The 20,914-nt window shown below is 66.0% G+C and carries 17 protein-coding genes; 12 read left to right on the top strand and 5 right to left on the bottom strand.

What is annotated here, in order from left to right; translation table 11 throughout:
• Positions 1–104 precede the first annotated feature (104 nt).
• The 9 genes from QUV25_RS08350 to QUV25_RS08310 all read left to right on the top strand — a co-directional run bounded on the left by QUV25_RS08350 (position 105) and on the right by QUV25_RS08310 (position 12,360).
• On the top strand, positions 105–2,975 hold the full coding sequence (locus QUV25_RS08350) for a monovalent cation/H+ antiporter subunit A (RefSeq protein ID WP_300863145.1): 2,871 nt from the start codon (positions 105–107) through the stop codon (positions 2,973–2,975).
• The gene (locus tag QUV25_RS08345) at positions 2,975–3,355 is read left to right on the top strand and encodes a Na+/H+ antiporter subunit C (protein WP_366945653.1); all 381 of its coding nucleotides are present in this window, start codon (positions 2,975–2,977) and stop codon (positions 3,353–3,355) included. The genes QUV25_RS08350 and QUV25_RS08345 overlap by 1 nt, the downstream gene beginning before the upstream one ends.
• Entirely contained in the window at positions 3,355–5,016 is a 1,662-nt protein-coding gene (locus QUV25_RS08340; RefSeq protein WP_300863144.1) for a monovalent cation/H+ antiporter subunit D, read from the top strand. The genes QUV25_RS08345 and QUV25_RS08340 overlap by 1 nt, the downstream gene beginning before the upstream one ends.
• On the top strand, positions 5,016–5,582 hold the full coding sequence (locus QUV25_RS08335; RefSeq protein ID WP_300863143.1) for a Na+/H+ antiporter subunit E: 567 nt from the start codon (positions 5,016–5,018) through the stop codon (positions 5,580–5,582). Before QUV25_RS08340 ends, QUV25_RS08335 begins: the two co-directional genes overlap by 1 nt.
• Complete coding sequence (locus QUV25_RS08330) at positions 5,579–5,854, top strand: K+/H+ antiporter subunit F (RefSeq protein ID WP_300863142.1); 276 nt, start codon at positions 5,579–5,581, stop codon at positions 5,852–5,854. Before QUV25_RS08335 ends, QUV25_RS08330 begins: the two co-directional genes overlap by 4 nt.
• 11 nt (positions 5,855–5,865) lie before the next feature.
• Positions 5,866–6,210: a Na+/H+ antiporter subunit G gene (locus QUV25_RS08325; protein WP_300863141.1), complete on the top strand. Its 345-nt coding sequence runs from the start codon at positions 5,866–5,868 to the stop codon at positions 6,208–6,210.
• Positions 6,211–6,444: 234 nt separating this feature from the next.
• On the top strand, positions 6,445–7,674 hold the full coding sequence (locus QUV25_RS08320; protein ID WP_300863140.1) for an efflux RND transporter periplasmic adaptor subunit: 1,230 nt from the start codon (positions 6,445–6,447) through the stop codon (positions 7,672–7,674).
• A 12-nt stretch (positions 7,675–7,686) separates the two neighbouring features.
• Positions 7,687–10,839 (top strand): efflux RND transporter permease subunit, encoded by a 3,153-nt coding sequence (locus QUV25_RS08315; RefSeq protein WP_300863139.1) that lies wholly within the window; start codon positions 7,687–7,689, stop codon positions 10,837–10,839.
• 138 nt (positions 10,840–10,977) lie between these two features.
• Positions 10,978–12,360 (top strand): efflux transporter outer membrane subunit, encoded by a 1,383-nt coding sequence (locus tag QUV25_RS08310; protein ID WP_300863137.1) that lies wholly within the window; start codon positions 10,978–10,980, stop codon positions 12,358–12,360.
• Between the two features lie 149 nt (positions 12,361–12,509).
• Here the strand turns inward: QUV25_RS08310 and QUV25_RS08305 are convergent, their stop codons facing one another.
• The 4 genes from QUV25_RS08305 to earP all read right to left on the bottom strand — a co-directional run bounded on the left by QUV25_RS08305 (position 12,510) and on the right by earP (position 16,209).
• Positions 12,510–13,394, bottom strand: a complete 885-nt coding sequence (locus QUV25_RS08305; RefSeq protein ID WP_300863135.1) for a TIGR00730 family Rossman fold protein — start codon at positions 13,392–13,394, stop codon at positions 12,510–12,512.
• Positions 13,395–13,434: 40 nt separating this feature from the next.
• A complete protein-coding gene (locus tag QUV25_RS08300) occupies positions 13,435–14,313 on the bottom strand; it encodes an AEC family transporter (protein ID WP_300863134.1) in 879 nt (292 codons plus the stop codon).
• Between the two features lie 76 nt (positions 14,314–14,389).
• Positions 14,390–14,944 carry an elongation factor P gene (efp, locus tag QUV25_RS08295; RefSeq protein WP_300863133.1) on the bottom strand — a complete coding sequence of 185 codons (555 nt, stop codon included), beginning with the start codon at positions 14,942–14,944 and terminating at the stop codon, positions 14,390–14,392.
• Between the two features lie 152 nt (positions 14,945–15,096).
• Positions 15,097–16,209 carry an elongation factor P maturation arginine rhamnosyltransferase EarP gene (gene earP / locus QUV25_RS08290; protein ID WP_300863132.1) on the bottom strand — a complete coding sequence of 371 codons (1,113 nt, stop codon included), beginning with the start codon at positions 16,207–16,209 and terminating at the stop codon, positions 15,097–15,099.
• A gap of 41 nt (positions 16,210–16,250) precedes the next feature.
• Between earP and uvrC the strand changes: the two genes are divergently transcribed.
• The 3 genes from uvrC to QUV25_RS08275 all read left to right on the top strand — a co-directional run bounded on the left by uvrC (position 16,251) and on the right by QUV25_RS08275 (position 19,941).
• On the top strand, positions 16,251–18,314 hold the full coding sequence (gene uvrC / locus QUV25_RS08285) for an excinuclease ABC subunit UvrC (RefSeq protein ID WP_300863131.1): 2,064 nt from the start codon (positions 16,251–16,253) through the stop codon (positions 18,312–18,314).
• 145 nt (positions 18,315–18,459) lie between these two features.
• On the top strand, positions 18,460–19,029 hold the full coding sequence (pgsA, locus tag QUV25_RS08280) for a CDP-diacylglycerol--glycerol-3-phosphate 3-phosphatidyltransferase (protein ID WP_300863130.1): 570 nt from the start codon (positions 18,460–18,462) through the stop codon (positions 19,027–19,029).
• A 6-nt stretch (positions 19,030–19,035) separates the two neighbouring features.
• Positions 19,036–19,941: a DMT family transporter gene (locus tag QUV25_RS08275; protein WP_300863129.1), complete on the top strand. Its 906-nt coding sequence runs from the start codon at positions 19,036–19,038 to the stop codon at positions 19,939–19,941.
• On the opposite strand, the gene QUV25_RS08270 is transcribed toward QUV25_RS08275, so the two are convergent.
• On the bottom strand, positions 19,892–20,863 hold the full coding sequence (locus tag QUV25_RS08270; RefSeq protein WP_300863128.1) for a LysR family transcriptional regulator: 972 nt from the start codon (positions 20,861–20,863) through the stop codon (positions 19,892–19,894). The two genes, QUV25_RS08275 and QUV25_RS08270, sit on opposite strands and share 50 nt — an antisense overlap.
• Between the last annotated feature and the right edge of the window lie 51 nt (positions 20,864–20,914).

The following is a 20,914-nucleotide window of genomic DNA, read 5'->3' as shown; positions in this document are numbered from 1 at the left end:
CCATGCTTGCTCGCGCAGACCCAGTCTGCTGCTGACCCACCGATCTTGACCGCCGCCGGCCTCTGCTGGGGGTCGACTGAGTCTCCCCCGAAAGCTCGAAAAACGTGTTGCTGCTGATCGTTCTGCTTCCCCTGCTGGTGGGCACCCTGAGCACCATGTGGCTCGGCAACCGTTCCCGTTTGGGTGCTGCGGTTTTGGCCTTCGCAATCACCTTGGCCAGTCTGGCGCTGCTGGTGCAACAAGGCGCTTCGGTGATGGTCGGCGAAACGGTGATGAACAGCTGGCCCTGGGTGCCTTCGCTGGGGCTGAACCTGGGTTTCCGGCTCGATGGCCTGTCGATGATGTTTGCCGGACTGATTCTTTTCATCGGCCTGCTCATCATCGTCTACGCGCACTTCTACCTGAGCGCCAAGGACTCAGCCGCGAAGTTCTACAGCCTGATGATGCTGTTCATGGCGGCCATGCTGGGCGTGGTGCTCTCGGACAACCTGCTGCTGCTGGTGGTGTTCTGGGAGCTGACCAGCCTGTCGTCGTTCTTGCTGGTGGGTTACTGGAGCCACCGGGCCGATGCCCGCGCCGGCGCGCGCCAGGCGCTGGCTGTGACCGGCGGTGGGGGCCTGGCCATGCTCGGCGGATTCGTGCTGCTGGGTCAGATCGCTGGCACCTACGAGCTCAGTGCCATGGCGGCCAACGCGGCAGCCATCCAGGCTGACCCGATGTTCCTGCCAGCACTGTTGCTGATTCTGGTGGGCGCGTTCACCAAAAGCGCGCAGTTCCCGTTTCATTTCTGGTTGCCCGACGCCATGGCGGCGCCCACCCCCGTGTCGGCCTACCTGCACTCGGCCACCATGGTCAAGGCCGGCATCTTTCTGCTCATGCGCATGTACCCGGTGCTGGCAGGATCGGGCTACTTTGAAGTGATCGTGACCAGCGTCGGGCTGATCACGGTGCTGTTCGCTGCCTTTGTCGCCATCTTCAAGCACGACCTCAAAGGTTTGCTCGCCTATTCCACCGTGAGCCACCTCGGGCTGATCACCTTCCTGGTCGGCCTGGGATCGCCGCTGGCGGCCGTGGCCGCGGTGTTCCACGTGCTCAACCATGCCACCTTCAAGGCCTCGCTGTTCATGATCGCCGGCATCGTCGACCACGAAACGCACTCGCGCGACATGCGCCAGCTCGGAGGCCTCTACAAGCTCATGCCCTGGACCGCCACGCTGTCGATGGTGGCGGCCGCTTCCATGGCCGGTGTGCCGCTGACCAACGGCTTCTTGTCCAAGGAAATGTTCTTCACGGAGGCGGTGGTGGGTACGGCTGGCGTCTGGGCCTGGGTGGTGCCAGCGCTGGTGACGTTGGCCGGCGTGTTCAGCGTGGCTTACTCGCTGCGCTTCGTGCACGACACCTATTTCAACGGGGAACTGGGCGATGTCCCGAACGAGCATCCGCACGAGCCGCCGCTGGGCATGAAGCTGCCGGCGATCTTGCTGGTCGTGATGTGCATCGTGGTGGGCTTGCTGCCCGCATTCACCTTTGGCCCGCTGGTCCACGTGGCCGCCACCGCACTGGCCGGCCAAGCCCTGCCCGAGTACCACCTGGCGCTTTGGCATGGTTTCAACCTGCCGCTGCTCATGAGTGCGATTGCGCTGGCGGTGGGTGTGTCGCTTTACCTCTGGCTGGCGCGCGCGCGCTGGTTGCATCGCATCAGCAGCGAGTCCTGGTTCGGCCCGTTGTTGGGTCGCCGGGTGTTCGAAGGCACCATCGACGGCGTGTTTTCCATTGCAGGGCGCATTTCGATTCGCCTGGAAACGGGTTCTTTGCAGCGTTACCTGGCCTGGATGGTGGGCGCTGCCGTGGTGGTCGGCGCCGTACCGTTGCTGGGCGGAGGGGGCATCAGCGCTGGATCGCGCGAGCTGCTGCCGGCCAACGCGCTGGCGGTGGCGATCTGGCTGCTGCTGGGCGCCACCTGCCTGGCAATCGTGCTCACCCACCACCGGCGATTCCAGTCGGTGGTGCTGCTGGGCGTGGTGGGTCTGGCCGTGTCGCTCACCTTTGTGAGCCTGTCGGCGCCAGACCTTGCGTTGACCCAGCTGTCGGTGGAGCTGGTGTCGACCGTGCTGCTGCTGATGGGCCTGGCGCTGTTGCCGGCGCAGTCGCCGCGCGAATCGACGAACGCGCGGCGCGTGCGCGATGCGGTGCTGGCGCTGGCCGGTGGCGCTGGCGTGGCCTGGCTGGCCTGGGTGCTGCTGACGCGAGGTCACGAATCCATCGCCTGGTACTTCCTGGAAAAATCGCTGCCGCTGGGCGGTGGCAGCAACGTGGTCAACGTGATCCTGGTGGACTTCCGCGGCTACGACACCTACGGTGAAATCACGGTGCTCGGCATCGCGGCCATCGGGGTGCTGGCACTGATGGAAGGCATGACGGCACGTCGTCCGCTGGCCGATCCAGGCGGGCGGCGCTGGACCTTCGTGGATCAGCCGCTGCTGCTGCGGGTCGCGGCGTCGGTGGTGTTGCCCGTGGCGCTGGTGTTCAGCATCTACATCTTCATGCGCGGCCACAACATGCCCGGCGGCGGCTTCATTGCCGGCCTCATCACCTCGGTGGCACTGGTGCTGCAACTCATGTCGCTGGGGCAGGCGCGCGCCGAAGCGGTGTTGCGGGCCCATGGGGGACGGCGTTTCGTGCGCTGGATTGGCGCCGGCCTGGGCATTGCCGGGCTCACCGGCGCCGGTGCGTTCCTGTTCGGGAAACCCTTTCTCACCAGTGCCCATGGCCACCCGCATGTGGGGTGGCTCGGTGAGCTGCCACTGGCCAGCGCTGCGCTGTTCGACCTCGGCGTGTACTTCACCGTGGTCGGCGCGACCCTGCTGACGATCTCGGTACTGGGCACCGCCAGCCGCGAGGGCATTCCGAGCCGGGACGCCGGGCCGGTGCACGACACCGGCGCTGAAACGGGTACACCGGGAGTGCGCTCATGATGCTGAGCATGGAATTTCTGCTGGCTTCGGGCATCGGCCTGGTGACCGCTGCCGGCATCTACCTGCTGCTGCGCGGGCGTACCTTTCCGGTCGTGATCGGCCTGTCGCTGATCGGCTATGCGGTCAACGTGTTCATTTTCGTCATGGGCCGGCTCTGGTTCGATGCCAACCCGATCCTGGGTTCGGGTGACCTGCTGGCCGACCCGTTGCCGCAGGCCCTGGTGCTCACCGCCATCGTGATCGGCTTTGCCACCACCGGCTTTGTGATCGAGCTTGCCCTGCGCAGTCACCACGAAAGCGGCAGCGACCATGTCGACGGCCATGAGCCACGCCGGGCCAGCCCTCGCGTGCAAAACGACTCCAAGAAGGAGTCCAGCTGATGTTTGACGCCATCTCTGCCTTCTGGCTGCAACACGCACCCGTGCTCTCGGTGCTGTTGCCGGCCTTCTCTGCCTGCGTCTTGCTGCTGCTGGGCGATTCGTCCAGCCTGACCACCGTTGGCCACGCCGAGGGACGCGTGCGCTGGCGCCGCCGCCTTGCCATGGGCTCAACCTTGCTGGGCTTGGGGATGGCGATCCAGCTGGTGCTGCTGGCGGACGGCGGCGCGCTCACCGTCTACCCGCTGGGCGACTGGCCTGCGCCGTTTGGCATCGTCATGGTGGTGGACCGACTCTCGGCGCTGATGGTGCTGCTGACCTACGCAGTGGCCGTGCCCGCGCTGTATTACGCCACTGGCGGCTGGGACAACCGCGGGCGCTATTTCCACGCTTTGTTCCAGTTTCAGCTCATGGGCCTGTGCGGTGCTTTCCTCACTGGCGACTTGTTCAACCTGTTCGTGTTTTTCGAGGTGCTGCTGATCGCCTCGTATGTCCTGCTGCTCCACGGGCTGGGCCGCGAGCGCTTCCGGGTCGGTGTGCACTATGTGGTCATCAACCTGACGGCATCGGCCCTGTTCCTGATCGGGCTGGCCTTGATCTATTCGGTTTCCGGCACGCTCAACATGGCCGACCTGGCACAGCGCGTGCCCCAGATCACCGGCGACATGGCTTTGCTGGCGCGTTCGGCGGCGCTGATCCTGTTGTTGGTGTTCGGCGTGAAGGCGGCTCTGGTGCCACTGTATTTCTGGCTGCCATCGACCTACGCCGCAGCCAGCGCACCGGTGGCCGCGCTGTTTGCCATCATGACCAAGGTAGGCGTCTACAGCATCATCCGTGTGCACTGGGGCATCTTTGGCGACAGTGGTGGCCAGGCCTCGCTGGCGGTGGTCGACTGGCTGCTTCCGCTGGCGCTGACCACCAGCGTGCTCGGCGTGCTTGGCGCGCTGGCCTCGCACAGCATGGGTCGCCTGATCGCCTACCTCACCGTGTCTTCGGTGGGCACCATCCTGGCTGCGGTCGGGCTGTTCACCACCGCCAGCCTCTCGGCCGCGCTGTACTACACCCTGCACAGCACGATCGTCATCGCCGCGCTGTTTCTGCTGGTCGAGCTCCTGGCGGCACAGCGCGGGGAATGCGGCGACCGGCTTCAGCCGGCGATGGCGGTGCGTGAGCCGGTGCTGCTCGGCTTGATGCTGATCTTCGGCGCTGCCTCGGCTGCAGGTCTGCCTCCGCTGCCGGGTTTCCTGGGCAAGATCATGGTGCTGCAAAGCAGTACCGGGCTGGGACCTCAGGCCTGGGTCTGGTCGGTGGTGCTGTTGGTGGGCTTCTTTTCGCTGGTGGGCCTGGCGCGTGCCGGCGTGATCGTCTTCTGGCACATCGAACCCGAAGCAGGACGCGCCGAGCTGGTAGCCGGCAGCAGCCCCAAATTGCTGGCCGCCACGCTTTCGTTGATGGTGGTGACGGTGGGCATGGCCGTGCTGGCTTCGCCCATCAAGAGCTACACCGACGCCGCAGCACTGCAACTGGCCGACCGCGCGAGTTACGCCGAGGCGGTGTTGCGCGCACAAGGCGGCGCTGGCGCAAGCACCACCCGACCTTACGACGGTGTGCCGCCCGCTGCACACATGCCACCCAAGCCGCCGGCGAAACAGGAGACGCCGTGATGACCACCAACCGTGCGCCCGCCAGCACCACACCCGGCCTGTTCGCGCGCGTCTTTCCGCACCCTGCGTTGTCGATCCAACTCGCCCTGAGCTGGCTGGTGCTCTCGCACAGCCTGGCCTTTGTGCACCTGCTGTCGGCAGTCCTCATGGGCTGGCTGCTGCCTCATCTGCTGCGCGGTTTTCTGGCTGACGCCAGCGCCTTGCACTGGCCCACCGTGTTTCGCCTCACAGGCGTGGTGCTGTGGGACATCGTGCTGTCCAACATCACGGTGGCGCGCATCACCCTGGGCAGCCTGAAATCGATCCAGCCGGCGTGGGTGCCCGTGCCGCTTCAGAGCGACCATCCGCGGGTGAACACGCTGCTGGCCAGCATCATCACCATGACCCCGGGCACCGTGTCGGCCGTGTTGCACCCCGAGCGGCGCGAGATTTTGGTGCATGCGCTCAGTTGCGACGATCCTGACGCGCTGGCGCGCGACATCCAGCTGCGCTACGAGGCACCACTGCTGCGCATTTTCGGCAGCGAGTGCGGTCTGCCGCAGCCCACCCAGGAGACAAAGCCATGAACCTGCTATTTCTTGCGCTGGACGTAGGTACCGCTGCCGTGACGGTGGCCGTGGCCTTGTGCGCCTGGCGGTTGCTCAAGGGCCCTGAACTCAGCGACCGTGTACTGGCGCTGGACACGCTGTACATGAACATGGTGGCGCTGATCATCCTGCTCGACATCCGGTGGGACACCGAACTGCTGTTTGAAGCCGCGCTGCTGGTGGCGATGATGGGCTTTGTCTCTACCGTGGCGCTGGCGCGCTACATCACGCGTGGCGACGTGATCGAATAAGGAGCTTCACCATGACAAACTCTCCGCTTGAGTTGATGGCTGCGCTGATGATCGTCATCGCCGCGTTCTTCCTGCTGGTGGGCGCCATCGGACTGGCGCGCTTTCCGGACTTCTACATGCGCCTGCACGCGCCCACCAAGGCCTCCACGCTGGGCGTGGGCGGCGTGCTGATCGCTTCCATGCTGGTCACCGCCGACCACGGCCGTCCCGGGTTGGCTGAGCTGCTGATCACGCTCTTCGTGTTCGTGACCGCACCGGTCTCGGCCAACCTCATGGCGCAGGCGGCGCTGCACCTGCGTCACCGCTCGCTGGCGCCAGTGCCCGATACGGCGGTGCCTGAGCGCCGACCTGGCTGAGCCCAGGCCTGCTCACGCGCGGCGCGGCCGGGAGTTCAGCCGCAGCGTGAAGGCGGGTCTGTCCCGCCTTGACCCTCACGCTGCAGCCAGGCGTCGTCGTCGCTACACTGACCGTTTGCTTTTTTCGCCAGCGGTGCCACGCGCCGCCGCCCTTGCGGTGCTCGTCCGTCGGCATCGATGGCCAAGTGCTCCCTTGCCGAGGTTCTCATGTCTGTTTCATCTCCCCTCCTGAAAATGGCTGCTGCCGCCCCCAAGCCGCTGGGCGTTCGTTTCGGCCTTTGGGCGCTGCTGTTGGCGGTAGGCGTGGGGCTGGCGGCGTGTGACAAGGCTCCGAATGCTGGGGCGGCCCCGGGCGCACCTGGCGCAGGGGGTCCGCCACCGGCCGAGGTCGGCGTGGTCACCGTGGCGCCGGGTGATGTGGGTCTGATCACCGAGCTGCCGGGTCGTTTGGAAGCATCGCGCGTGGCCGAGGTGCGGGCTCGGGCGGCAGGCATCCTGCAACAGCGCGTGTTCCGCGAAGGCAGTGATGTCAAGGCCGGCCAACTCTTGTTCCGCATCGACGCCGCGCCCTACGCGGCTGCGCTGCAAAGCGCCGAAGCCTCGCTGGCGCGCGCCCAGGCCAACCGCACGCAGGCCACGGCGCTGGCCAACCGCTACAAGCCGCTGGTGGCCGAGAATGCCATCAGCCAGCAGGAGTTCGCCAATGCCCAGGCAGCCCAGCAGTCGGCCGAGGCCGATGTGGCCGTGGCGCAGGCGGCGGTGCAGACCGCGCGCATCAACTTGGGTTACGCCAGCGTGACCGCGCCGATCGCCGGGCGCATCGGGCGCGCACTGGTGACCGAAGGCGCGCTGGTGGGGCAGGGCCAGGCCACCGAGTTGGCCGTGATCCAGCAGGTCAACCCCTTGTTCGTGAACTTCACCCAGTCGGCGGCCGAGGTGCTGCGTTTGCGGCGCTCGCTGGAGGCTGGCCAGCTCAAGGGGGCCGGCGCCGGCGCGGCGAGCGTGCGCGTGGTGCTGGAAGACGGCAGCGAGCACCCCCAGGCCGGCAAGTTGCTGTTTTCGGACCTGACGGTGGATCCGACCACGAGCCAGATCACGCTGCGCGCCGAAGTGCCCAACCCGGAAGGCGCGTTGCTGCCCGGGCTCTACGTGCGTGTGCGGCTGGAGCAGGCGACCGCGCGCGATGCCATCACGCTGCCCCAGCAGGCGGTGACGCGCTCTGCCCGGGGCGACACGGTGATGGTGGTGGATGCGGAAGGCAAGGTCGCGCCGCGGCCAGTGAAGCTCGGTGGCCAGCAGAACGCACAGTGGGTGGTACTCGACGGGCTGGAAGCTGGCGAGCAGGTCATGGTCGACGGCTTCCAGAAGCTGCGCGGCGGTGCGCCGGTGAAGCCGGTGCCCTGGGTGTCGCCCGGTGAGCGGGCGGCCAGCGCGACTTCCGCACCCAAGACCGAAGCCAAGTAAGGGCTGCACAGCATGGCCCAGTTTTTCATCAACCGCCCCATCTTCGCGTGGGTGATCGCGCTGTTCGTGATGGTCTTGGGAGTGGTCTCCATCACCCAGCTGCCGGTTTCGCAATACCCGCCGGTGGCGCCGCCGTCCATCGTGGTCTCGGCGTCTTACCCGGGTGCGTCGGCCTCGACGCTCGAAGACAGCGTGCTCTCGGTGATCGAGCAGGAGATGAACGGCTCGCCAGGCCTGATCTACATGGAGGCCGTGGCCCAGGCCAACGGTACTGGCAACATCACGTTGAGTTTTGAGCCAGGTACTGACCCGGACCTGGCGCAGGTGGACGTGCAGAACCGGCTGGCGCGCGCCACGCCGCGCCTGCCGCAGGCGGTGATCCAGCAAGGCGTTCGGGTCGACAAATCGCGCGGCAACTTCCTGATGTTTGTCATGTTGTCGTCCACCGACGGCCGGCTGGAGCCGGTGGCGCTGGGCGACTACGCCTCGCGCAGCATCGTGCCCGAGTTGCAGCGCGTGCCGGGCGTGGGCCAGGTGCAGCTGTTCGGCACTGAGCGCGCCATGCGGATCTGGGTCGATCCGGCCAAGCTGATCGGCTTCAATCTGAGTGCAGCCGACGTCACTGCAGCCATCCGCGCGCAGAACGCTCAGGTATCGGCTGGCGAGATTGGCGCATTGCCCAACGTGGCTGGCCAGGGAATCGCGGCCACGGTCATCGTCAACGGCCAGCTCTCCACCGTGGAGGAGTTTGGCAATGTGGTGCTTCGCGCCCGTGCCGACGGCGGCACGGTGCGCCTGAAAGACGTGGCGCGCATCGAGCTCGGTGCCCAGGCCTACGCCACCTCGGCGCGACTCAACGGTCAACCTGCCACCGGCATCGGCATCCAGCTCTCGCCCAGTGGCAACGCACTGGCCACTGCCCAGGCCGTGCGCGACAAGATGGCCGAGCTGGAGCGCTTCTTTCCTCAAGGGGTGGGATACGCCGTGCCCTTTGACAGTTCGCGCTTCATCAGCATCTCCATCCAGCAGGTGGCGATCACGCTGCTCGAAGCGGTGGGCCTGGTGTTTCTGGTGATGTTCCTGTTCCTGCAGAACATCCGATATACCTTCATCCCGACCATCGTGGTGCCGATCGCGCTGCTGGGCACGTTCGCCACGCTGCTGGCCATGGGGTTTTCCATCAACGTGCTCACCATGTTCGGCATGGTGCTGGTGATCGGCATCGTGGTGGACGACGCGATCGTGGTGGTGGAAAACGTCGAGCGCATCATGAGCGAGGAGGGTCTCTCGCCGCTGGAGGCCACGAAGAAGGCCATGGGTCAGATTTCGAGTGCCATCATTGGCATGACGCTGGTGCTGATCGCGGTGTTCGTGCCGCTGGCTTTCTTCAGCGGCTCGATTGGCAACATCTACCGCCAGTTCGCTGCGGTCATGGGGGTGTCCATCACCTTCTCGGCCTTTTTCGCGCTCTCGCTCACGCCCGCGCTCTGTGCCACGCTGCTCAAGCCGGTGCAAGCAGGGCACCACCTCGAGAAAAAGGGCTTCTTCGGCTGGTTCAACCGCGGCTTCAAACGCGCCGCTTCAGGCTACGAGCGCGGAGTGTCCGCGCTGCTGCCGCGTGCCGGGCGCACCATGGTGGTGTACCTCGCCATCGTCGGCGCCGCGGTGCTGGTCTACAACCGATTGCCCACGTCCTTCCTTCCCAACGAGGACCAGGGCAACCTGCTGATCAACGTGCAGCTGCCACCCGGCGCCACGCAGGAACGCACGCGCGCCGTGATGACGCAGGTGGAGGATTTCATGCTCAAGCAGCCCGAGGTCCAGAGCATGGTGGGTGTGCTGGGCTTCAGCTTTTCCGGTCAGGGCCAGAATGCAGCGCTGGTCTTCGTCACGCTCAAGGACTGGGCCGAGCGCACCGCGCCGGGCAGTTCGGCCGAAGCGGTGGCCGGTCGGGCCTTTGGCGCACTCTCGCGCATCCGAGATGCTTTCATCCTGCCGCTGAGCCCGCCACCCATCCGCGAGCTCGGCAACTCCTCGGGATTCAGCTTTCGGCTGCAGGATCGCGCCGGCCTGGGGCGCGACGCGCTGCTGGCTGCGCGGGGCCAGCTGCTGGGCATGGCGTCGCAGAGCAAGGTGATCACCGGCGTGCGGCCTGATGGCCTGGAGGATGCGCCGCAACTGCAGGTGGACATCGACCGCGATCGCGCCAATGCCCTGGGCGTGGGCTTTGATGCCATCAACAGCGCGGTGGCCACCGCGCTCGGATCGAGCTACGTCAACGACTTTCCCAACAATGGTCGCCTGCAGCGGGTGGTGGTGCAGGCCGACGCGGCTGCTCGCATGCAGCCCGACGACTTGCTGCGCCTGAACGTCGTCAACAGCCAGGGCCAGGCGGTGCCGCTGTCGGCCTTTGCCAGCACGCGCTGGGCCAATGGCGCGATGCAGACGGTGCGCTACAACGGCTACCCGGCCATGCGCATCAGCGGCAGTGCCGCCGCGGGCTACAGCACCGGCGACGCGCTGGCCGAAATGGAGAAGTTCGCTGCCCAGTTGCCACCGGGATTCGGATTTGAATGGACGGGTCAGTCGCGTGAAGAGAAGCTCGCGGGTTCACAAGCCATGGTGCTCTACGCGTTTGCCATCCTGGCGGTGTTCCTGTGTCTCGCCGCGTTGTACGAAAGCTGGACTGTGCCGCTGGCGGTGATCCTCGTCGTGCCTCTGGGGGTACTGGGCGTGTTGCTCGCCACGCTGCTACGAGCCTATTCGAACGATGTGTACTTCCAGGTGGGTCTGGTCACGATCATCGGCCTGTCGGCCAAGAACGCCATTCTGATCATCGAGTTCGCCAAAGACCTGCAGGCTCAGGGCAAGAGCGCGATCGAGGCGGCACTGGCTGCGGCCCACCTGAGGTTCCGGCCCATCGTGATGACCTCGATGGCGTTCACACTGGGCGTGTTGCCGCTGGCGATTGCCACCGGCGCGGGCTCGGCCAGCCAGCGCGCGATCGGTACCGGCGTGATGGGCGGCATGATCACCGGCACCGTGTTTGCGGTGATTTTTGTCCCGGTCTTTTTTGTCGTTGTGCGCACGCTGTTCAAGGGCAGCGAGCGACAGCACCGGCGCGATGCCGAGGCGGCAGCGGCGCATGGGATCACGCATGACTAACCCCCTGAGTCGCTTCGCACTTCTTCCGCTGAGCGGGGACCACCCTTCAGCCCTGCGGAGCCTGCACGGTGGGATGTGCCGAGGGCATTCCTTCAATCGTCGCGTTGCGCATGGCTGGTGCACGCTGGAGCCGCTGACATGATTCATTCACCCGCTTTGGGCCGGAGCTTGATCGCGGTGACAGCCGTGGTGCTGGCCGGTTGTTCCTTCATGCCGACCTACGAGCCGCCGCCCTTGCCGGTGGCCGCGAGTTTTCCGGATCAGGCCAACGAGCAGGCGGCGGTGGACATTCGCTGGCAGGACTTCGTGACCGATGCTCGGCTGCGTGAACTGATCACGCTGGCCCTGGCCAACAACCGCGATCTTCGGGTGGCCACGCTCAACATCGAGCAGGTGCGCGCGCAGTACGACATCCGCCGGGCCGACCTGCTGCCTACCCTCAACCTGGCTGCCAGCGGCAGTCGCCAGCCCAATTCGAGTGGCGGCACCAACACCAGCTACAGCGTGGGTCTGGCCGTCAGCAGCTGGGAGCTGGACTTCTTCGGGCGGGTCGCCAGCCTGAAGGAGGCCGCCCTGGCCCAGTACCTGGCCAGCGCAGAGGCGCGCCGCGCCGCGCAGACCAGCCTGGTTGCCGCGGTGGCCAGCACCTGGCTCAGTCTGCAGGCCAATGATGACCTGCTGGCGCTGACCCAGCGCACCCTCGCCACCCGCAACGACTCTCTGCGCCTGACCCGCCTGCGTTTCGACAACGGCGCGTCCTCGGCGCTCGACCTGCGCCAGGCCGAGTCACTGACCGCCGCGGCCGAATCGGCGCTGGCTCAGCAGCAGCGCCAGCACGCGCTGGACCGCAATGCGCTGACCCTGCTCGTGGGGCAGTCGGTGCCCGATGCGCTGCTGTTCAACCCGGCAGACCCTGGCCAGGCCCCGCTGATGGCAACCGTGCCCGCCGGCTTGCCCTCGGATCTGCTCACCCGCCGCGCCGATGTCCGCCAGGCCGAGCAGCAACTCATAGCCGCCAACGCCAGCATCGGTGCCGCGCGCGCCGCGTTTTTCCCCCGCATCTCGCTGACAGCCGGACTGGGCACGGTGAGCAACGAGCTGGCTGACCTGTTCAAGAGCGGATCGTGGGGCTTGAGCCTGGCGCCTCAGGCGGTGTTGCCCCTCTTCGACGCTGGGCGCAATCAGGCCAATCTGGAGGCGGCGAACGCCACGCGTGAGATCGCCGTGGCGCAGTACGAAAAAGCCATCCAGACTGCGTTTCGCGAAGTGGCCGATGCGCTCGCGGGCCGTGCCACCCTTGGCGAGCAGGTGAGGGCGCAGCAGGCGCAGGCCACCGCAGAGGCCGATCGTTTCCGGCTGGCCGAACTGCGTTACCGCAATGGCGTGGCCAGTTTTCTCGACGTGCTGGACGCCCAGCGCTCGCTGTTTGCCACTCAGCAGAGCTTGGCACTCAGCCAGCTGGCGCTGCAGCAGAACCAGGTGGCGCTGTACAAGGCGCTGGGTGGTGGTTGGACGGAGTAGCAGAGCCCCCACGCTCCCCCGCTCTGCGGGTCGCTGCCCCCCAAGGGGGCTGATCCGGCTTGGGGCGGCCCGGCGCCGGATTGTCGCCCCCACGCACTTCAGCTGCGCGCGGTTCGATGCCCGCGCCTTCTGCGCCGTGTGCGGAGCGCCTATACCGCCGGCAGGTCGTAGAAGCGCACGATGCAGTCCCAGGCGGCCTGAGGATCGTCGACGTACTGAAACAGCTGCAGATCGTCGGCCGAGATCGTGCCTTCCTCGACCAGCAGGTCCAAGTTGATCAGGCGCTTCCAGTAGTCGCTGCCGAACAGCACGATCGGCACCGGCTTGGCCTTCTTGCACTGCACCAGCGTGATCACCTCAAACAGCTCGTCGAGCGTGCCAAAACCGCCCGGAAAAGCCACCAGCGCCTTGGCCCGCATCATGAAGTGCATCTTGCGCAACGCGAAGTAGTGGAACTTGAAGCACAACTCGGGTGAGATGAAGCGGTTGCCTTCCTGCTCGTGGGGCAGGGCGATGTTGAGGCCGACGTTCAGGGCACCTTCGTCGTGCGCGCCGCGGTTGGCTGCCTCCATGATGCCCGGGCCACCCCCGGTGCAGATGTACAGCTGATCTTCCTTTGGGCAGCGCTGGCTGTAGCGCGCCACGATGCGGGCAAAGCTGCGAGCCTGGTCGTAGTAGGGGGCGTTGCGCACCAGCGCTTTCGCGCGCGCGATGGCTGCTGCGTCGCCGTCGGCTTCGGCCTGTGCCAGCAGGGCCTGGGCTTCGCTGGTTTCCTTGAAGCGTGCGCTGCCAAACACCACCACGGTGTTCTCAATGCCCAGGTCTTGCTGTGCCAGATCGGGCTTGAGCATCTCGAGCTGGAAACGGATGCCACGAGTTTCGCGACGCAGCAGGAACTCCGGGTCGGCAAAGGCCAGGCGGTAGGCATCGGCTTGAAGCGCATTGCCGTTGGTGGCATGGGCTTGCAGCTCGGCCCAGGCGTCGGCCAGGCGCCGCTCGGTGATGTGTTGGCTCAGGTGTTCGGTGCTTTGCACAGAGTTCTCCAATAGGGTGAGGGTCGGTCGATGGTCCACCTCAAAGACCGATGGCCAGGGCCAGCGGCACGAAGAGCACCGCCATCGCATTGCCCAACATGATCATGGCACCCACCTTGTCCGGTTCCTGCTGGTAACGCTCGGCCAGCATGAACTGGATCACGGCCGGCGGAAGTGCGGCAAACAGCAACAGCTGACCGCGCGCCTCGCCCTCCAGGCCCAGCGCCCAGGCCAGCGGGATGCCAATGGCCAGGCCGATCAGCGGGCGCGCCAGCGCGCCCAGGAAACCCAGCGCCAGACCCTGGCGCGTGAGTGCGGTCAGGCGCACACCCAGCGCAAACAGCATCATGGGCAGCAGCGCGTCGCCCAGCAGTTTCATGCCGGAGAGCAGCACCTCGGGCGGCCGCAGGTCGGTCATGGCGCTGGCGAAACCGAGCAGGGTGGCGATCATCAGCGGGCTGGTGAGCAGATCGCGCGAACGCGCGGCTGCGCTGGTGATGCGCGCGCCAAGCGAGAAATGCAGCAGGTTGCTGATCGAGAACAGGGCCACCGCGGCGCCGAAATGTTCGCTGCCGAATGCCAGCAAGGCCAGCGGCAAGCCCATGTTGCCGCAGTTGTTGAACATCACCACAGGCACCAGGGTGCGCGGCTGGGCGCCAAAGGCGCGCGCCAGCGGCCAGGCCAGCAGACCGCTACCCAGGATGAGGATGGCGCCGCCGACCAGCAGCGCGAGGTGATCGCCCAGGCGGAAGTCTTTGGCCGCCAGCGCCGAATACACCAGCAAGGGGGCCAGCACATCGAGCGCGATGCGGTTGAAGGCGGACAGATCGGGTGCGCGCCGTCGCCCATAGCCGTAGCCGATCGCCACGATCAGAAAGACCGGGATGATGACGTCGGCAATGCGGGCGAGGAGTTCCATGGCGGCAGGTACGGATTTCGAATGCAAGAAGGCTCCCGCGGGAGCCTTCTGGTCAGATCAGCTGAGTGCAGCGGATTCAGACACGCTTGCGGTACTCACCGGTGCGGGTGTCGATTTCGATCTTGTCGTCCTGGGCCACAAACAGCGGCACCGACACTTCAAAGCCGGTGGCGATCTTGGCTGGCTTGAGCACCTTGCCCGAGGTATCACCCTTGACGGCGGGTTCGGTCCAGGTGATCACGCGTTCCACGCTGGTGGGCAGTTCGACCGAAATGGCCTTGCCTTCGTAGAACACCACTTCGACGGTCATGCCGTCTTCCAGGTAGTTCAGCGCATCGCCCATGTTCTCGGCTTCAACTTCGTACTGGTTGAAGTCGGCGTCCATGCAGACGTACATCGGGTCAGCGAAGTAGGAGTAGGTGCACTCCTTCTTGTCCAGAATGATCTGGTCCATCTTGTCGTCGGCGCGGCAGACCACCTCGGTGGCCATGTTGTTGAGCAAGGCCTTGAGCTTGAGGCGCACGGTGGCCGCACCGCGGCCGCCACGGGCGTACTCGGTCTTGAGGACGATCATTGGGTCTTTGCCGTGCATGATGACATTGCCGGCGCGCAATTCCTGGGCGATTTTCATAAGGGTTCCAACGGTTGGGCCGCGGGTTCCGGCGGGGAGGGAAGTCCCGGGAACGCTGCTGATGGCAACACTCTGTGCGGCGAGGCAGAAGGCTGGCAGGAACGGGATGCAGGCGCTGGGCCGGCAACCGGTTTTCCGCAAAGCCTTGAATTTTATCGCTTTTTGGCCACGAAACCGAGTAACTGGCTGCTCAGGTCGTCTTGGGCCAGCAGTCGGGCTCGTGCCGCTTGCACACAGGCGCGCCAGCTGTCGACCACCACCCACCCCGGCCAGACGGTGTTGCCCGCCGGGATCATGCCGTTCCACTGGTGGTGGAAATGGCGCATCGAAGTGGGAGCGTCCAGCCAGTCGAGGAACGCATCGAGCTTGGCGTGGTGGGCATGGTCATGCTGCGGGTAGATGTGCCAAACCAAGGGCTGACCAGCCCAGAGCGCGCGCACCAGCGAGTCTTCTCCGCGAACCAGATTCAGATCACAGCTCCAGAGCAGGTGGTCAAAGTCGTGCTGGGGCAGCGGCGCCAGCTGGTGCAGCGAAGTCGGTTGCTCGGCGAGCGCGGCCACCGCCTGCGCCGCGCGGCCCGGCGTCACCAGCCAGTCGCACCTGAGCTTCCCTTGCACGGTCTCTCGCACCACCTGACCCAGTATCGGCGGCTCGTAGCAAAAGAGGCTGATGCGTCGCGCTGCACCTGTCGGCAGCTTCTGCGCCCGAAGCCAGGCGGTGCGATCGAAGATGGCCTGGCGGGCGAGCAGGTCGGGCTCGCGGAGCAAACCACCGGTAGCGGCCGTGAAGCCGGGGTAGAAAAACCATTTGGTCAGACCCCGGAGCGGGCCCTGGTTTACCAGTGAAGGCAGGCGGTGGCAACGCTCCACATAGCCCTCGGCGCTCAGGTACTCCAGGTTGATCCACACCGGTGGTGGGTCACCTTGGGCGAGTTGCTCAGCCATTCGTGCCATGCATTCGGCGGCCGGGTCGCAGCCGAACGCCTCAACCCACACATCGCCTGGCACCCAGTCTGCCAATGCGTGGGCCGATAACGGATCGTGCCAGTGCCGCACCTGCACGCCAGGCACCTGGCCTTCCAGCGCGCCGGGTGCCATCCAGTGCAGCGGACCGGGCTGGTCGATCCAGAGCCGAACCTGCTGGCCGCGCGCTGCCAGGTCGGCGCTCAGGCGCCAGCACACGCCGATGTCGCCGAGGTTGTCGACCACGCGGCAAAAGAGATCCCAGCGCAAAGCGGGCAGGGGAGAGGAAGGCGTGCAGACCATGAGCGAATCATGCCGCAGCCGGCGCCGCGACAATACAGACCATGGAACCCGTGTTCTCCGATCAACTGCTGAGTGAAGTGGCCGCCTTGCCCGGTCTGCCGGGTGTGTACCGCTATTTCGATGCGCAGAACCAGCTGCTCTATGTGGGCAAGGCGCGCAACCTGAAAAAGCGGGTGAGCAGCTATTTTCAGAAAACCCACGACGGCACCCGAATCGGTCACATGGTCAGCCGCATCGCGCGCATGGAGACCACGGTGGTGCGCTCTGAAGCCGAGGCCTTGCTGCTGGAAAACAACCTGATCAAGACGCTGGCGCCGAAGTTCAACATCCTGTTTCGAGACGACAAGAGCTATCCCTATCTCAAGATCACCGGTACGCGCGAGCCTTTTCGCGTCACCGCCGCCAAGCCAGTGCCCTCGCTGGCCTTCCCACGCATGGCCTACTACCGCGGGGTGGTGGATCGGCGCCACAGCTATTACGGGCCTTACCCCAGTGCCTGGGCAGTGAAGGAGTCGATCACGCTGCTGCAAAAGGTGTTTCGCCTGCGCACCTGCGAAGACACCGTGTTTGCCAACCGCACGCGACCTTGCCTGCTGTACCAGATCAAGCGCTGCAGCGGCCCATGTGTGGACCTGATCGACAGCGAAGCCTACGCGCGCGACGTGGCCGATGCCGAAGCCTTTCTGCGCGGCGAGACGCAGGCGGTGCTGGCCACACTGGAGCAGCGCATGAGGGATCACGCCGAGCGGCTGGAGTATGAGCAGGCGGCTGAAATTCGCAACCAGATGGCCGCGCTCTCGCGCGTGCTGCACCAGCAGGCGATGGACAACGTGTCCGACAAGGACGTGGACGTGCTGGCGGTCAAGGTGCAGGGCGGCCGCGCCTGCGTGAACCTGGCCATGGTGCGCGGCGGTCGCCACCTCGGCGACCGACCGTATTTCCCTGCTCATGTCGAAGATGCGACGCAGATCGACCACGCGCTGAGCGAGGAGCGCAGCGATTTGCCGCTGCCTGAGCGCGTGGCGGTCCAGGTGCTCGAAGCCTTCATTGCGCAGCACTACCTGGGCGTTGCCATGCCGCACACGCTGGTGACCAGCCACCCGGTGAGCAAGGCTCTGCTGGACGCCTTGAGCGAACAGACTGGCGTCAAGGTCAACGCGGTGCATCAGCCGCGCGAACACCGCCGCATCTGGCTGGAAATGGCCCAAAAAAACGCCGAGATCGCACTTGCACGCCTGCTGGCCGAAGAAGGCTCGCAACAGGCCCGCACCCGCGCGCTCGCTGACGCCCTGCAACTGCCCGACGACCAACTCGACACCTTGCGGGTCGAGTGTTTCGACATTTCGCACACGGCGGGCGAGTCGACCCAGGCCTCATGCGTGGTGTTTGAAGATCACAAGATGCAGAACAGCCAGTACCGGCGCTACAAGATCGAAGGCATCACGCCGGGCGACGACTATGCGGCGATGCGGCAGGTGTTGATGCGGCGCTATGGACGCGTGGCCGAGGCGCTGGCCGCGGAGGCGGCCGAACCCGCCGCCGCCCCGGCACAGACCGAACCGGTGGCCGACGCGGCTGCCGACACGGCTGATGCCGCAGAGCGAGCGACTTCGGAGTCTGCCAGCGACGCCACCAGCGGCCTGCCAAGCGGCCCCCGCATGCCCGATCTGGTGCTTGTCGACGGCGGCAAAGGTCAGGTCAGCATGGCGCGCGAGGTGTTCCAGCAGCTGGGGCTCGATGTGTCGCTGATCGTGGGCGTGGAGAAGGGCGAGGGTCGCAAGGTGGGCCTGGAGGAGCTGGTCTTTGCTGACGGCCGCGAGAAGGTCTATCTGGGGCACGATTCGGCGGCACTGATGCTGGTGGCGCAGATTCGGGACGAGGCGCATCGCTTCGCCATCACCGGCATGCGCGCTCAGCGCGCGAAGGTGCGCACCGGCGCCAGCAAACTGGAAGACATCCCGGGCGTGGGGCCGAAGAAGCGGGCGCGGTTGCTGCAGCGTTTTGGCGGCGTGCGCGGCGTGGCCAGTGCCAGCGTGGAAGATCTCTGCACGGTGGAAGGTATTTCGGCTGATCTGGCCGATGCGATCTACCGCGCGCTTCACTGACGGGCCTCGCTGCGTCCCGCTGCCTGCGGGTGCATGCTGCGGCTCCATCGGGTTTTGGCGCAGCCCCGGGGGCAGGTCTGGTTCGGAGCGGCATCAGCGCCGTGGCGTTCGCAGGCTTGCGCCATCGCTCCCCCATAATCGGCGCATGTTCTTCAACCTTCCCACCTTGCTGACCTGGGCGCGCATCGTCGCGATTCCCTTGATCGTCGGGGTCTTCTATCTGGAAGGGGTGAGCGCGGTACAGCAGAATCTGATCGCCACGGTGATGTTCATCGTGTTTGCGCTCACCGACTGGGCCGACGGGTATCTCGCACGCAAGCTCAACCAGACCTCGGCCTTCGGCGCCTTTCTTGATCCGGTGGCCGACAAGTTCCTCGTCTGCGCCAGCTTGCTCGTGCTGGTCCACCTGGACCGGGCCGATGTGTTCGTGGCGCTGATCATCATCGGCCGCGAGATCGCGATCTCTTCGCTGCGCGAGTGGATGGCCATCATCGGTGCAACCAAGAGCGTGGCGGTGCACATGGTGGGCAAGGCCAAGACAATGGTGCAGATGATTGCGATCCCGTTTTTGTTGTACGACGGTCGGCCGCTGGGTCTCATCGACACGCATGTGTGGGGTACCTGGCTGATCTGGATCTCTGCGGTGCTGACCATCTGGTCGATGGTGTACTACCTGAAAAAAGCCCTGCCCGAGATCCGCGCGCGTTCGCGCTGAGCCCGCATGTCCCTTCCCGCGCAAGACAACGCGTGGCTGCGCGCCATGCCCTGGGTGTTCGTGTTGATCTGGAGCACCGGCTTCATCGTCGCGCGTTTCGGTATGCCGCACGCGCCACCGATGTCTTTCCTGGCCGTGCGCTACGCCCTGTCCATCCTGTGTTTCCTGCCCTGGATCTGGGTCGCTGGTGTGAAGTGGCCGGTGAATCGAGCGCAGTGGCTGCATCTGTCGGTGACCGGCGTGCTGATGCATGCGGGCTACCTCGGTGGCGTGTGGGCCGCAGTGAAGGCGGGCATGGGTTCGGGCCTGTCGGCGCTGATCGTGGGCATTCAGCCGGTGCTCACCGCGATCTGGCTGAGCGCCATGGGCGGCGCTGAGGGCCGTGTCTCGCGCCGGCAATGGGCCGGGCTGTTGCTCGGCTTTGCCGGCTTGGTGCTGGTGGTCTCGCGCAAGTTTGAACACGGCGGCGCAGGGGACCACGCCGACTGGCTGAACCTGTCGCTGGCCGTGCTGGCGCTGTTCTCGATCACAGTCGGCACGCTCTATCAAAAACGCTATGTCAAGGCCTGCGACGTGCGAAGCGCCAACACGGTGCAGCTGCTGGCCGCGCTGGTGGTGACGCTGCCGCTGGCGCTGCTGGAGACCGAGAGCATGCGCTGGAACGGCGAGCTGGTGGGCGCCATGGCCTGGTCGGTGCTGGGGCTCACGCTGGGCGGCAGCTCGCTGCTGTACCTGCTGATCCAGCGCGGCGCTGCGGCCAAGGTCACCAGTCTGATGTACCTGGTGCCCCCTTGCACGGCGTTGATCGCGTGGCTGCTGTTTGATGAGCCCGTCACGCTCTTCACCGTGGCCGGTATCGCGCTCACCGCGCTCGGTGTGAGCCTGGTGATTCGCCCGCCGAAATCGACCTGACGCGCCAAGGCTCTTCGCGAAAACGCTGGGCGAGGAAGTCGACCAGCAGCCGGATGCGGCGCGGAATCTGCGCGCGGTAGGGCGCCAGCCAGTGGATGTCGGCCTCGGGCATGGTGAACTCGGGCAGAACCTGAACCAGCTCGCCGCTGGCCAGGCGAGGAGCGATGTCCCAGCGGCTGCGCAGCATGATGCCGTGGCCGGCCAGGCACCAGTCGCGTACCATCTCGCCCGAGTTGCTCGACAGAGGCCCGCGCACCGCCACGTGATGCGTCTGTCCATCTTGCGCACAGAACAGGCGCCAGTGGTCAAAGCGCTGGCTGGCGCCACCGCCGTTTTCCCGCACCACCAGGCAGTGATGCTGCGACAAGTCTGCCAGGCAGGTGGGCGCCCCTCGCAAGGCCAGGTAGGCGGGTGCGGCCACCAGCACCCGCTGGTTGGGAGCCAGGCTGCGCGCGATCCACTCGGCGCTGCGTTCGCCTGGTGCGCTCCAGAGCCAGATTGCGCCATCAAAGCCCTCGACCGCGAGATCCGGCAGCTGCTCGGTGAGTTGCAGCTGCACGCTCACCCGAGCATTCCGCGCCTGGAAATCGGCCAGTGCCGGGCCCAGCCAGCGGCGACCGAAACCGAAGGTGGCGGCCAGACGGATCGGCCCGGCCGGCTCCTGATGGTGTTCACGCAGCTCGGACTCAGCCGCCTCAAACCCTTGCAGCAACTCAACCGCCCGCACGCAAAGTGTCTCGCCCTCGGCCGTGGGGCTCACGCGGCGCGTGGTGCGCTGGAACAGGCGCAGGCCGAGGCGCGCTTCCAGCGATGCGAGGCGTTTGGTGACGCCCGACGGGGCCAGCTGCAGCACACGGGCAGCCTGCGCCAGGCTGCCGTGCTGGCGCACGGCCAGCACCAGTTCCAGATCGGCTCGGTCCAATTGTTTCTCCTGCGGAATTAATCAATTGCCGAATTATTGCTGGTGTTCGAC

The sequence above is a fragment of the Hydrogenophaga sp. genome, assembly GCF_030373245.1.
GTDB lineage: Bacteria > Pseudomonadota > Gammaproteobacteria > Burkholderiales > Burkholderiaceae_C > Hydrogenophaga.
Note: the sequence above shows the minus strand (reverse complement) of the source record. Positions and strands in the feature narration are given on the sequence as shown.